This window comes from Clavibacter rahimiani, from assembly GCF_052654495.1.
The window spans coordinates 311,567-325,408 of record NZ_CP199790.1; the positions used below are offsets into that span (position 1 = coordinate 311,567).

General features: G+C 73.9%; 10 protein-coding genes. 9 read left to right on the plus strand and 1 reads right to left on the minus strand.

Translation table 11 applies throughout. The features are described 5' to 3' along the window. Window positions 1-28: 28 nt before the first annotated feature. Together ACT7CP_RS01510 and ACT7CP_RS01515 are read left to right on the plus strand one after the other, a co-directional pair. Window positions 29-3,019, plus strand: coding sequence for a glycoside hydrolase family 2 TIM barrel-domain containing protein (locus ACT7CP_RS01510; RefSeq protein ID WP_445443087.1), 2,991 nt, complete (start codon window positions 29-31; stop codon window positions 3,017-3,019). A gap of 335 nt (window positions 3,020-3,354) precedes the next feature. Continuing rightward, window positions 3,355-3,927, plus strand: a complete 573-nt coding sequence (locus ACT7CP_RS01515; RefSeq protein ID WP_445443088.1) for an NADPH-dependent FMN reductase — start codon at window positions 3,355-3,357, stop codon at window positions 3,925-3,927. Window positions 3,928-3,992: 65 nt separating this feature from the next. On the opposite strand, the gene ACT7CP_RS01520 is transcribed toward ACT7CP_RS01515, so the two are convergent. Beyond that, window positions 3,993-6,389 carry a beta-L-arabinofuranosidase domain-containing protein gene (locus ACT7CP_RS01520; RefSeq protein WP_445443089.1) on the minus strand — a complete coding sequence of 799 codons (2,397 nt, stop codon included), beginning with the start codon at window positions 6,387-6,389 and terminating at the stop codon, window positions 3,993-3,995. A gap of 204 nt (window positions 6,390-6,593) precedes the next feature. Here ACT7CP_RS01520 and ACT7CP_RS01525 point away from each other — a divergent pair, with 204 nt between their 5' ends. From ACT7CP_RS01525 to ACT7CP_RS01555, 7 genes are all read left to right on the plus strand, one after another. After that, the gene (locus tag ACT7CP_RS01525) at window positions 6,594-7,880 is read left to right on the plus strand and encodes an ABC transporter substrate-binding protein (protein WP_445443090.1); all 1,287 of its coding nucleotides are present in this window, start codon (window positions 6,594-6,596) and stop codon (window positions 7,878-7,880) included. Further along, complete coding sequence (locus ACT7CP_RS01530; RefSeq protein ID WP_445443091.1) at window positions 7,877-8,827, plus strand: carbohydrate ABC transporter permease; 951 nt, start codon at window positions 7,877-7,879, stop codon at window positions 8,825-8,827. The genes ACT7CP_RS01525 and ACT7CP_RS01530 overlap by 4 nt, the downstream gene beginning before the upstream one ends. After that, the gene (locus ACT7CP_RS01535; RefSeq protein ID WP_445443092.1) at window positions 8,824-9,723 is read left to right on the plus strand and encodes a carbohydrate ABC transporter permease; all 900 of its coding nucleotides are present in this window, start codon (window positions 8,824-8,826) and stop codon (window positions 9,721-9,723) included. The genes ACT7CP_RS01530 and ACT7CP_RS01535 overlap by 4 nt, the downstream gene beginning before the upstream one ends. 90 nt (window positions 9,724-9,813) lie before the next feature. After that, window positions 9,814-10,833, plus strand: a complete 1,020-nt coding sequence (locus tag ACT7CP_RS01540; protein ID WP_445443093.1) for a LacI family DNA-binding transcriptional regulator — start codon at window positions 9,814-9,816, stop codon at window positions 10,831-10,833. Window positions 10,834-10,951: 118 nt separating this feature from the next. Continuing rightward, window positions 10,952-12,001, plus strand: a complete 1,050-nt coding sequence (locus ACT7CP_RS01545) for an ABC transporter substrate-binding protein (RefSeq protein ID WP_445443094.1) — start codon at window positions 10,952-10,954, stop codon at window positions 11,999-12,001. Further along, complete coding sequence (locus ACT7CP_RS01550; RefSeq protein WP_445443095.1) at window positions 11,974-13,074, plus strand: FecCD family ABC transporter permease; 1,101 nt, start codon at window positions 11,974-11,976, stop codon at window positions 13,072-13,074. Before ACT7CP_RS01545 ends, ACT7CP_RS01550 begins: the two co-directional genes overlap by 28 nt. After that, window positions 13,071-13,841 (plus strand): ABC transporter ATP-binding protein, encoded by a 771-nt coding sequence (locus tag ACT7CP_RS01555; RefSeq protein ID WP_445443096.1) that lies wholly within the window; start codon window positions 13,071-13,073, stop codon window positions 13,839-13,841. Before ACT7CP_RS01550 ends, ACT7CP_RS01555 begins: the two co-directional genes overlap by 4 nt. Window position 13,842: the final 1 nt, after the last annotated feature.

Here is a 13,842-nt window from a genome sequence, read left to right on the forward strand (position 1 = left end):
CGCGGCGCACCGATCCTCCGGAGCACCCATGTCCCACCTCGACGACGTCGCCCCCGGATCCGCCTCCCGGCGCGCCCCGCGTGCCCGGTTCGCGACCGACGCGCCCGTCCACCCGCTCGACGGCGACTGGCGGTTCCGCCTCCTGCCCGAGGCGCCGGTCGACGAGCCCGGCCGCCCGCCCGCGGTGGCGGATCCGGCCCTCGACGACGCCGCGCTCGACGCCGCCGGCTGGACCACGCTGCCCGTGCCGTCGCACTGGGTGCTGCACGGCCACGGCGCGCCCGCGTACACGAACCTGCAGTACCCGTTCCCCATCGACCCGCCGCACGTGCCCGACGCGAACCCCACCGGCGAGCACCGGCGGACGTTCGCCCTGCCCGCGTCCTTCGCCGACGCGGAGCGCGTGCTGCTGCGCACCGACGGGATCGAGGGGCTCGCCACGTTCTGGATCAACGGCGTCGAGGCGGGCTGGACCACGGGCAGCCGCCTCACGACCGAGCTCGACGTCACGGACCTCCTCGTGCCGGGCGTCAACCGGCTCGGGATCCGCGTGCACCAGTGGTCGGCCGCGTCCTACCTGGAGGACCAGGACCAGTGGTGGCTGCCCGGGATCTTCCGCTCGGTCGAGCTGCTCGCCCGCCCGGCCCGCGCCCTCGACGACGTGCGCGTGCGGGCCGACCGAGATCCCGCCGACGGGTCGGGCCTCCTCGACGTGGAGGTGGACGGCGCGTTCCCGGTGGTCGTGCGCGTGCCCGAGCTCGGGATCCGGACCACGTGGGAGACGGCCGCCGACGTCGCGCCCATCGCGATCCCCGCGGTCGACGCGTGGAGCGCGGAGCGGCCGCGGCTGTACGACGCGACCGTGTCGTCGCCCAGCGAGACGGCGTCGCTCCGGATCGGCTTCCGCACGGTCCGCATCGAGGGCGACGCCCTCCTCGTCGACGCCCGTCGTCTCACCTTCCGCGGCGTCAACCGGCACGAGTCGCACCCCGAGCGCGGCCGCGTGTTCGACGAGGCCGAGGCCCGCGCCGACCTGGAGCTGATGAAGCGGAGCGGCGTGAACGCGATCCGCACCTCCCACTACCCGCCGCACCCGCGCCTGCTCGACATCGCCGACGAGCTCGGCTTCTGGGTCGTGCTCGAGTGCGACCTGGAGACGCACGGATTCTGGGACGTCGAGTGGCGGGACAACCCGTCCGACGACCCGCGCTGGCGGGACGCGTACCTCGACCGGATCGCCCGCACGGTGGGCCGCGACCGGAACCACCCGTCCATCGTGATGTGGTCGCTCGGCAACGAGTCGGGCACCGGCCGCAACATCGCGGCGATGTCCGCGTGGGTGCGGCGCGCGGATCCGACCCGGCCCGTGCACTACGAGGGCGACCTCACGGGCGAGCACACCGACGTGTACTCGCGCATGTACCCGACGCTCGAGGAGATCGACTCGGTGTGCGGCACACCCGTCGCGAGCATCCACGAGACCACGGGCGCGACCGGCGCGAAGCAGCGCGCCAAGCCGTTCATCCTGTGCGAGTACGGGCACGCGATGGGCAACGGGCCCGGATCCCTCGCCGACTACGAGGACGCGATCGACCGCTGGCCGCGCCTCCACGGCGGCTTCGTGTGGGAATGGCGCGACCACGGTCTGCTCGCCCGCACGCCCGACGGCCGCCCCTTCCACGCGTACGGCGGCGACTTCGGCGAGCCCGTGCACGACGGGCCCTTCGTGATGGACGGCCTGCTCCTCTCCGACGGCACGCCCACCCCGGGCCTCGCGGAGCTGGCCGCGGTCATCGTGCCGGTGCGCGTGCGGGTCGCGGACGACGGATGCACGGTGCGGGTCGAGAACCGGCGCCACTCCGCGCCGACGGACGACGTCGACCTGGCCTGGTCCACGCACCACGACGGCCGCCGGGTCGCGCGCGGGGTGCTCGAGCACGCGCCGATCCCGGCGGGCGAGGCGGTCACGGTCCCCCTCCCGGCCGAGGCGCGCGCCGCGGGCCACGCGGAGGAGGTGCACGTGACGGTGGAGGTCGTCACGCGCCACGACGCGCCCTGGGCCGCGGCGGGGCACGTGATCGCGCGGCACCAGGCGCTCGTGCGTCGGCGGCCCGCGCCCCGGCCGCGGCCAGCCGGACGCTGGCGGGGCGACGAGCTCGGCGTCGGCTCATTCGACGCGCGCGGCGACCTGGTGTCGTGGGCGGGGATCCCCGTGCGCGGCCCCCGGCTCGAGCTGTGGCGCGCGCCCACGGAGAACGACCGCGGGGCCGGCCAGGGATCGTACGAGCTCGCCGAGCCCGAGCTGACCCGAGGCCGCGGCGCCGAGGAGACACCGCCGTCGGCTGACCGCTGGCGCGAGCGCGGCCTCCACCGCCTCACCCACCGGCTCCTCGGCACCGAGCGCTCCGCCGACGGCCTCGCGACCCGCCTGCGCGTGCAGGCCGCGCACTCCGGGGCGGGCGTGGACGTCGCGTTCCGCTGGACCGCCACCGACCGCGGCCTGCTGCTCGCGACGGAGGTCGTGCCGTTCGGCGTGTGGGACTGCACGTGGCCGCGCGTCGGCGTGCGCATCGACCTGCCCGCCGCGCTCGCCGAGCACCCGGTCGCCTGGCACGGCACGGGACCGGGGGAGTCGTACCCCGACAGCCGCACGGCTGTGCACGTCGGCCGGTTCGCGTCGAGCGTCGACGGCCTCTCGGTCGCGTACGCGCGCCCGCAGGAGACGGGGCACCGGCCGGAGCTGCGCTCGCTGGTGATCGGCGACGGATCCGCGACGCCCCTCACCGTCACGACCGTGCCCGACGCATCGGGTCACCGCGCCGGCTTCCAGCTCTCCTGCTGGACGCCGCAGGAGAAGACCGACGTCGGCCACCCGCACGAGCTGCCCGACCCCGAGGGCCTGCATCTCCTCCTCGACGACGCGCAGCACGGGCTCGGATCCCGGGCGTGCGGCCCCGACGTCCTCCCGCGCCACGCGCTCTGGCCGTCCCTCCGCACGTGGGAGGTGCTGCTGGGGTGAGGGGGCGGGCGCGATGGTCCGCGATGTCAGTGGGGGAGCGCCGTGATGACGCGCCTAGCGGCCGACCTGCGTCGAGCGTTCCCCGAGATGCGGGGCTTCTCCATCCGGAACCTCTTTCTCCATGCGCGCGCTCGCGCGGACCTGGCCCGATGAGGCAGAAGTGCAACGATCCGTTGCACTTCTGCCGTGGGGCCACGTCGTCACCCTCGTCGAACACCTCGACGACGCCGCTGTCCGGGATCCGCGCGGGCGCGGCGGCACGGAGGGAGCGCCCATCCGCCGCGGCTAGGCTCCATGCGCGCGCATGGAACGGTCCATGCGGGAAGGAGCACACCATGAGCACCACGTACCGCGTCGGCTACCTCGTCGGCAGCCTGTCGTCCACCTCCATCAACCGGGCCCTGTCGCTCGCGCTCGCGCGACTCGGCGCCCAGGCCGGCCTCGAGCTCACCGAGATCCCCATCGCCCCGCTGCCCTTCTACAGCGCGGACATGGACGGGGACTACCCCGAGGTCGCGAACGACTTCAAGGCCGCGATCGCCGACGCCGACGCGATCATGATCGTCACGCCCGAGTACAACCGCTCGGTGCCCGGCGTCCTCAAGAACGCGCTCGACTTCGCCAGCCGCCCGTACGGCGAGAACGCGTTCCAGGGCAAGCCCAGCGCGGTCATCGGCACGTCCATCGGCTCGGTCGGCACGGCCGTCGCGCAGCAGCACCTCCGCAGCATCCTGTCGTTCCTCGCCTCGCCCGAGCTCTCGCAGCCCGAGGCGTACATCCAGACCACCGAGGGGCTCATCTCCCCCGAGGGCGAGATCTCGAACGCGGGCACCGAGGAGTTCCTCCTCACCTGGCTGCGGGCGTTCCACGCGCACATCGAGCGGAACCTGCAGGCCGTCGCCGCGTAGCGACACGGCGCGCGACGCGAGGGGCCCGGGCGGATCGTCCGGGCCCCTCGGCGTGCGCGCGGCGGTCAGCGGCGCAGCTGGATCCCGAGCACGTCCCGCGTGCGCCCGCCCGGCAGTGCGTGCACGGACACCGCGATCGCGCCGTCGGGGGATCCGGCGCGCATGGCGTCGGTGATCCGCACGTCGACCGCGTCCTCGCCGATCCCGCCGCCGAGCTCGACGGGATCCGCAGCGGGCGCCTCGACGCCGCCGACGCGGATCACCTGGCCGGCGCCGGCGCCGGCGCCGGCGCCGACGCCACCACCGACGCCGACGCCATCGCGCGCGTCGCCCGTGCGGCTCGCCTCGCCCGCCGCGTCCTCCCGCCGCAGCCGTACGCGCAGCACGGCGGCCGCGCCCGCGGGATCGCGCAGCTCGTAGGAGAACCAGCCGGTCGCGCTCCGCCAGTGCACGCCGTCGGCGCCGCCCGCGCGCGTGGCCTCGCCGCGGAAGCCGTGGTCGACCTCGGGCTGCTGCTCGCCGGCGACGACCTCGTCGACCACGTCGGCGTCGGTGCCCGCCGCGTCCAGCGCGCGCAGCTCGGCGGCCCGCGCGACGGGGTCGGTCCCGGTCGGCCAGACCAGCGTCGTCCGCTCGTCGTGGATCCCCGCGAACGGCTCCAGCGCGACCGCCACCCGCTCGTCGCCCCGCCACGCGTCCAGCCGGAACGCCAGCGCGGCGCGGTCGACGAGCGTGACGGCGTCGGCGGGATCGGCCGCCGTGACCACGGGCGTCCGCTCGAGCGGCACCTTCAGCGCGGGCGTCACGTGGCCCATGCGCGTGTCCTCCGCGAGCGAGGTGGCGATGCCGTCCCGGCCGTCGCGCGAGGCGAGCGCGAGCGGGCCGTACGTGAACGACGTCCAGGCGGATCCGTCGGGCAGGCGCTCGGCGCGCACCTCCATCCCGAGGCGCACGGTGACGACGGTCGTGCCGGACCACGTGCGGCGGATCGGCACGGCGGCGGCACCCGGCACGACCACTACCGGCTCGCCGTCGACGCGCACCTCCATCGACGTCGCCCACCCCGGCCGCCGCAGCCGCAGCTCGAGGTCCGCGGGAGACGCGGCGTCGATCGTCACGGTCGCCTCCCCGGTCCGCACCACGTCGCCGTCGATGCGCGCCCGGATCCCGCGCTCGGCCCAGTCGAGCTCGGCCGGCACGTACAGGTCCACGAGCAGCGCGTCGTCCGCGTGCGCGAACACCTGCTCGCCGTAGCGCGCGTGGTTCTCCATGCCGGTCCCGACGCAGCACCACATCGACTCCTCGGCCACCGAGTGCACGCGCGGGTGCGCGGGCCGCAGCGACGTGAAGTACACGAGCCCGCCGTGCTCGGGGTGCTGCGTGGAGAGGATGTGGTTGAGCGTCGTGCGCTCGACCTGGTCGAGGATCGCGGGGTCCCCGGTCCGCTCGAACCGCAGCCGCGCCAGCTCGAGCATGTTGTAGCTGTTGCAGGTCTCCGGCCCCTGCTCGTCGAGCACCATGGGCGCGAAGTCGCGCGACGGGTGGAAGTGCTCGCGCACGCTGTTCCCGCCGATCACGACGCTCCGCCGGTGCGCGACCGAGTCCCAGAACGCGTCGGAGGCGGCGAGCAGCCGGGCGTCGCCCGTCATCCGCCCGAGCCGCTCCACGCCGATCACCTTGGGGATCTGCGTGTTCGCGTGCAGGCCGTCGAGCTCGTCGCGGCCGGCGGCGAGCGGATCCACGAGGGCGCGTTGCGCGAACCGCCCGGCCTCCCGCAGCAGGTCGGCGCGGCCGGTGATCCCCGCGAGCGTCGCGAACGCGTCGGCCATGCCCCCGTGCTCGGTGGCGAGCATGCCCTCGAACGCGTCGTCGTCGAGGTGCGCCGAGACGCCGAGCCACCAGCCGGCCATGCCCTCGGCCATCCGCAGGGCGCGCGCTGATCCCGTGTGCACGTGGGCGTCGATCAGCCCGCGGAGCGTCTTGTGCAGGTTGTAGAGCGGCACCCACCGGCCCTCGAGGTCGAAGGTGTCGGCGTCGATCCGGCCCTCGGAGATGGTGCGGCCGAACTCGCGGCCGTCGGGCACGCCACCGAGCCACCCGTCGCCCGCCGCGTCCTGGCAGCGCTCGAGCACGTCGAGCATGTGCTCGAGGCGGGGGAGGAGGCGCGGGTCGCCGGTCGCGGCGTGCAGCTGCGCGAGCGCCGAGAGGTGGTGGCCGCCGATGTGCCCGTCGAGGCCGATCGCCTCCCAGCTGCCGTAGCTCGGCACGGGGGAGTCGAGCCCGGCCTCGCGCAGGAAGGGCGCGAGCAGGCGGTCGGGATCCAGGCGCAGCACGTACTCGACGTCGAGGAGCTGCGCGTGCCGGAGGGGCCCGTCGCCGAGCCGGACGGCGGAGAGCGGGAACGAGCGGACGGCGCCGGGGGCATCGGCGGCGGGACGCGGGGTGGCGGGGGCGACGGTCATCGGGATCCTCACGTGGCGGCGGCGTCCGCGGCGACGGTGCCGTGGACGGGTCCCGGACGCGATCCGGGCCCCTCGACCCGCCCTTGACGGGCAGTACATCGATGCACATAATCTAGTACAACGATGTAGAAGGCGCCATGGCGGCGCGGACGGCCACGCGGCCGAGCCCTCCGGGGCCGAGCATCACGAGCACCGAGGAGCGCGATGAGGCGGACCAGGACGAGGGCGGTCGCCGCGGCGACCCTGATGATCACGGGCCTCGCGCTCACCGGCTGCTCGGCGGGAGCGGGCGACGACGCCGACGGCACCGTCACCCTCTGGATCCGCGACTACGAGAAGGCGCTCGTCGAGCCGCTCGCCGAGGCGTACAACGCCACGCACGACACGCAGGTGGAGATCACGCTCGTGCCCTCCCCGAGCTACGTGCAGAAGCTCGCGACCTCCATCGCGGGCGGCGACCCGCCGGACATCGCGGCCCTCGACCTCGTCTTCACGCCGTACTTCGCGCAGGCCGGCGCCCTCGTCGACATCACCGACCGGGTGGACGCGCTGCCGTACGCCGACGACTTCAGCCCGGCCCACGCGTCGGTCACGGCCTTCGACGGGCGCACCTACGGCGTGCCGTTCACGGGCGACGCGTCGGTCCTCTTCTACAACAAGGCGCTCTTCGCCGAGGCGGGGCTGGATCCCGAGCGCCCGCCGACGACGCACGCCGAGATCCGCGCGGCCGCGAAGGCGATCAGCGCCCTGGGCGACGGGAAGTACGGCTACTCCATCCCCGGCGCGTGCGGTGGGTGCCTCATCTTCGGCTTCACGCCGCTCATCTGGGGGAGCGGCGGCGACGTGCTCACCGCCGACGGCCGCGAGGCCACCCTCGACAGCCCCGAGGTCACCGAGGGCCTCGAGCTCCTCCGCGGCATGTGGACCGACGGCAGCATGCCGTCGCTCGCGCAGACCGACGCCGGCCCCAACACCGCGACGGCCTTCCAGCAGGGCACGGTCGGCATGATCGCGGACGGCACCGCCACCATGGGCGCGCTCGTCGCCGGCGGGAAGGTGGACTTCGGCGTCACGCCGCTGCCCGGGAGGGACGGCGGATCCGCGAGCTTCGGCGGCGGCGACACCCTCGCGATCCTCGACGGCTCCGACGACGTCGACGGCGCGTGGGAGTTCGTGGAGTGGGCGACGGGCGAGGAGGCGCAGACGATCCTCGCCGAGCAGTCCGTGGTGCCCATCCGCACCGACCTGCTCGACTCCGTCTACGTGCCGCAGGATCCCCGCTACGCGGTCTTCGCGGATGCGCTCCGGGTGGGCCACGTGCCCTTCAGCCCGGTCGAGAACGAGCTGTTCAACGACAACAACGGGGTCTGGGTGAACCTGATCTCGCAGTCCGTGTTCCGCGGCGACGTCGAGGAGGCGCAGCGCGAGGCCCAGACGGAGGCGCAGCGCATCCTCGACTCCGTCGTCTACGTCGAGGAGGACGAGAAGTGACCGCACCCGTCATCACCCGGCTGGAGGGCGTCGTCACGTCCCCGGCCCGCGCCGCCGTGCGCGACCGCGGCGCCATGGCGAGGCGGCGACGCCGCACCGGCGTCCTGCTCACGCTGCCGGCGCTCGTCATGCTCGTCACGTTCTTCCTGTGGCCGCTCCTGCGCACCGTCGCGATGTCCACCTTCACCTGGCCGCTGCTCGGCAACCGCGCCTTCACGGGCCTCGCGAACTACGTCGAGGCGTTCCAGGACCAGGCGTTCCTCCGGGCGGTCGGCTTCACGCTGCTCTACACGGTGATCGTCACGCCCGTGCTCCTCGTGATCGGGCTGGTGCTCGTGCTCCTCATCCAGCGACGCACCCGCGCGGCGCGCATCTTCCAGTCGATCTACTTCCTGCCCGTGGTGGTGGGCCTCGCCTCCGCGAGCTACCTCTTCCTCTTCATGTGGCAGCCGGTGATCGGCCCGACCATGAAGACGCTCGCGGGCCTCGGGCTCCTCGACGTCTCCACCAACATGTTCGGCGGCACCACGACCGCGTTCCTCGTGGTCGTGAGCATGGTCGCGTGGAAGGCGGCGGGCCTGCAGATGCTCCTGCTGCTCTCGGGCTTCCAGTCGATCCCGCAGGAGGTGAACGAGGCCGCCGAGGTGGACGGATCCACCCGCTGGCAGCGCTTCTTCCACATCACGCTGCCGCTGCTCCGGCCGACCCTCGCGCTCGTGCTGGTGTTCAGCGTGGCCGGGTCGCTGCTGGCGTTCGACCAGTTCTACATCCTCACGAGCGGCGGGCCGGACAACAGCACGATCACGGCCGTGTACGAGATCTACCGCTCGTCGTTCATCCGGCTCGACCTCGGCTACGGGGCCGCGCTCTCCATCATCCTCATGGTCGTCCTCGGCCTCGTCAGCGCGGCGCAGATGCTGCTCCTCAGGAACTCGGACCACTCATGAGCACCCAGGCCCCCACCCGTCCCGTCCCCGCAGCCGCCGCCGCTCCCGCCCGGGAGGTGCGCGGCCGCGACCGCCGCGGCCTCGGCGCCGTGCGCGCCTCCATGCCGCGCGTCGCCTGGTACGTCGCGTGCGCGTGCGTCGCGCTGCTGTTCCTCTACCCGCTCGGGATCATGCTCGGCCAGGCGCTCACCGCGCAGGACGGCTCGTTCGGCCTCGGCAACCTCGAGCGCCTGCTGCAGCCGACCGGCGGGCTCGACCTCATGACGAGCCTCGGCAACAGCGTCATCGTGTCGGTGCTCGTCACGGCGATCACGGTCGTCGTGTCGACCCTTGCCGGCTACGCGTTCGCGCGCCTGCCGTTCCGGGGGAGCGACGTGGTGTTCTTCGTGGTGCTGATCACCTTCATGATCCCGTTCCAGGCGATCATCACGCCGCTGTTCCTGACGCTCATCGAGCTCGACCTCGACAACAGCCTCCTGGGCCTCTCGCTCGTGCTCGCCACCTTCAACCTGCCGTTCGGCATCTTCCTCATGCGGAACTCCTTCCAGGCGGTGCCGGCGAGCCTCGAGGAGGCGGCGCTCATCGACGGGAACACGCCCCTGCAGGCCATGCGCCGGGTGATGCTGCCCATCGCCGTCCCGGGCATCGTCTCGACCGCGCTCCTCACCTTCTTCTCGGCGTGGAACGACTTCTTCGCGACGCTCATCCTCATCACCGACCAGAGCCTCTACACGCTGCCGGTGAGCCTGCAGATCCTCTCGGCCGGCCAGAACAACTCGGTCGACTGGGGCCTCATGCAGACGGGCGTCGCCGTGACGGTCATCCCGTGCGTCGTGCTCTACCTGCTGCTGCAGCGGTACTACGTGGCCGGCCTCATCAGCGGCGCCGTGAAGTAGGGCCGCCGCCCGGCCCGCATGCCAGGCTGGGGGCGGCGTGCACGGCCGGACGAGGATCCGCGGCGGGAGCGCCCGGACGAGGGGGAGCGGATGGCGGCCACGATGAGCGACGTCGCCAAGGCCGCCGGCGTCTCCATCAAGACCGTCAGCAACTTCTTCAACGGCTACCCGTACATGCGCGACGAGACGCGGGCGCGGATCGAGGCGGCCGTCGCCGAGCTCGGGTACCGGATGAACGTCTCCGCCCGGAACCTCCGCTCCGGCCGGTCGCGCATGATCGCGCTGGTGATCCCCGAGCTCGACAGCGCGTACCTGGCGCCGCTCGCGCAGGACGTCATCGACGCGGCCGACGAGCTCGGCCTCAGCGTGCTCGTCGAGACGACGGCGGGGCGGCGCGACCGCGAGATCGGCGCGCTCTCGGGCCTGCACCGCCAGGTGCTCGACGGCGTGATCTACGAGCCGCTCGCGCTGCACCAGGAGGACGCCGGCGTCATCGACCTCAACGTGCCGCTCGTGATGATCGGCCAGCGCTTCCTCGAGGGGCTCGCCGACCAGGTGCTCATCGCCGACCGGGACGCGGCGCGCGCCGCGGTCGCGCACCTCGTCGAGACGGGCCGGCGCCGCATCGCGCTCATCGGCGTGCGCGAGGCGGACGAGCCGTCGGGCTCGGCGCTCCGCCGCCGCGGGGCGGAGGACGCGCTCGCCGCAGCGGGCATCCCGGTCGACCCGCGCCTGCAGGTGGATCCCGGCCCCTGGCGACGCGAGACCGGCGCGGCCGCGATGGCCCGCCTCCTCGACGACGGCGTCGAGCTCGACGCCGTGTTCGGATTCAACGACTCGCTCGCGCTCGGCGCCCAGTGGATGCTGCAGGAGCGGGGCCTCCGCGTGCCCGAGGACGTGGCCGTCGCGGGCCTCGACGACACGAGCGACTCCCGCTTCGCGCAGCCGCCCCTCACCACCGTGTCGCCCGGCCGCCGTGCCATCGCGCACCGCGCGGTCGAGATGCTGGCCGAGCGGATCGAGCGCGGCGCGGACGCGGGCGCCTTCCGCACGGAGACGATGGGCTTCGAGCTGCTCGTGCGCGGGTCGACGGTGGCGCGGCCGCGCTGATCCCCGGGGACGGCCGACGTGCTGGGGACGGGGGTCGAGCCGCATGGTGAGGTAAGGCTATGCTTACCCGCGGCCCGGCTCCCGCCGGCCGACACCGGCCTCGACCTCCTGGAGACCCATGCCCCGCGCCCTCGCCCGCTTCAGCGCCGCCGCCGTCACGGGCCTCGTGCTCGTCGCCCTCACCGGATGCGGGGCGTCCGAGCAGGTGCCGACCGCGACCGTGGTCGACGCGGGCGAGGGATCCACCGCGTACCCGCTCACGCTGCAGAACTGCGGCCACGAGGTCACGGTCGACCGGGCGCCCTCGCGCGTGGTGTCGCTCGACCAGGACTCCACCGAGATCCTCCTGTCGCTCGGCCTCCAGGACCGCATGGTCGGCACGGCGTCGTGGACGGATCCGGTGCTCGACTCGCTCGCCGACGCGAACGCCCAGGTGCCGCGCCTCGCCGACAACGCGCCCACCTACGAGGTGCTCATGGGCGCGGATCCCGACTTCGTCACCGCGTCCTTCGGCCGGCACTACGGCACGGGCGGCGTCGTCACGCGCGACCGGCTCGCCGAGACGGCCATCCCCTCCTACCTCTCGCCCACCGACTGCGACTCCGACGTGAGCATCAACGGGGGCGGGCAGCGCACGACGCCGCTCACGGTCGACGCGCTGTACCAGGAGATCCGCGAGATGGCGGAGGTCTTCGACGTGAAGGACCGCGGGGAGGCGCTCGTCTCCTCGCTCCAGCAGCGCGCGGCCGCGGCCACCGACGGCATGGACCTCGGCGGGGCGAAGGTCATGTACTGGTTCGCGGACACGAAGACGCCGTACATGGGCGGCGGGTTCGGCGCCACGGCGCTCCTGTCCCGCCAGGTCGGCCTCACGGACGCGTTCCCCGAGGTGCGCGACGACTTCGTCGCCACCGGCTGGGAGAGCGTCGTCGACCGGGACCCCGACATCCTCGTGCTCGGCGACCTGCAGCGGAATCGGTTCCCCGGCGACAAGCTGCAGGACAAGATCGACTTCCTGAAGGGCGACCCGCTCACCCGCGACCTCACGGCCGTCACGGAGGACCGCATGGTCGCGCTGCACGGCGCCGAGATGAACCCGTCCATCCGGTTCGTCGACGGGCTCGAGAAGATCCGCGCCTGGTGGGACGCCCGCGGGGGCCGGCTCTGAGCGCCGCCGCCGTGCGGGCGCCGTTCGCGACGCTCGCCGCGCGGGTCATGCGCCTGCCGCACGCACTCCGCGTCGTGGCGCTCCTCGCGCTCGGGGTCGTCGCGCTCGCGCTCTCGGTGGGCGTGGCCGTGACCCTCGGGCCGGCCGACGTGTCGCTCGTGAACGTGCGCGACATCCTGCTCAATCACGCGGGGCTGGCGCAGATCCCGGTGCGCGTCTCCGAGGACGCCATCGTCTGGCAGGAGCGCCTGCCGCGCGCGCTCGTGGCGGCGGCCTGCGGCGCGGGCCTCGGGCTCTGCGGCGTCGTGCTCCAGTCGCTGCTGCGCAATCCGCTCGCGGATCCCTTCGTGCTCGGCGTCTCCTCCGGCGCCTCCACCGGCGCGGTGCTCATCGGCGTGCTCGGCCTCGGCGGTGGCGCCATCGGGATGTCGGGCGGGGCCTTCATCGGCGCGCTCGTGGCCTTCGGCTTCGTGCTGCTGCTCGCCCGGTTCTCCTCGGGCGGCACGGCGGGCGTGATCCTCGCGGGCGTCGCGAGCACGCAGCTCTTCTCCGCGCTCACCTCGCTCGTCGTCTTCGCGTTCGCGGACTCCGACGAGACGCGCGGCATCATGTTCTGGCTCCTCGGATCGCTCGAGGGCATGCGCTGGGACGAGGTCGGGATCAGCGTGGCCGTGGTCGCGGTGGGCGCCGTCGTCTGCCTCGCCTACGCCCGGTCGCTCGACGCCTTCGCGTTCGGGGAGGAGGTCGCGTCGTCGCTCGGGATCCACGTGGGCCGCACCCGCACGATCCTCCTGGTCGTCACCGCGCTCCTCACCGCGACCCTCGTGAGCATCGCCGGCGCCATCGGCTTCGTCGGCCTGGTGCTCCCGCACGCGGCGCGCCTGCTGTTCGGCCAGCGGCACTCGCGGGTCGTGCCCGCGACGATCGTGCTCGGCGCCGTCTTCATGGTCTGGGTCGACGCGTTCTCCCGCATCGCCTTCGCGCCCACGCCGCTGCCCGTGGGCGTGGGCACCGCCCTCGTCGGCGTGCCCGTGTTCATGCTGCTGCTGATGCGCAACCGGGGGCGCGCATGACGCTCGAGGCGCGGGGCGTCAGCTGGACGCGCGGCGGCCGGCTCGTGGTCGACGACGTCACGCTCGAGCCCGCGCCGGGATCCACCGTGGGGCTGCTCGGCCCGAACGGCTCCGGCAAGTCGTCGCTGCTGCGGCTGCTGCAGGGCGCCGCGTCGCCGGACTCCGGCCGCGTGACGCTCGACGGCGCCGACCTCGCGGGGCTCCGGCGGCGCGAGGTCGCGCGGCGCGTGGCGACCGTGACCCAGCACGGCGAGACCGAGGTCGACATCGTGGTGCGCGACGTGGTGCGCCTCGGCCGCACGCCGTACCGCACGCTCCTCGGCGGCGACACCGCGGCGGACACGGCCGCCATCGACCGGGCCATCGCCCACGTCGGCCTGGAGGCGAAGGCGGACCACGCCTGGCGCACCCTCTCCGGCGGCGAGCGGCAGCGGGCGCACATCGCGCGCGCCCTCGCGCAGGAGCCGCGCGAGCTGCTGCTCGACGAGCCGACGAACCACCTCGACATCCGCCACCAGCTGGAGCTGCTCGCCCTCGTGCGGGACCTGCCGGTGACCACGGTCGTCGCCCTGCACGACCTCAACCTCGCGGCGATGTTCTGCGACAGCGTGCTCGTGCTCCGCGAGGGGCGCGTCGTGGCGGGCGGGCATCCGCGCGAGGTCCTGACGCCCGGCCTCATCGCCGACGTCTACGGGGTGCGCGCGCTCGTCACGCACGACGAGGCGCGCGGCGGCACGCAGGTGCTGTTCGACGCGGCGCCGCTCTAGG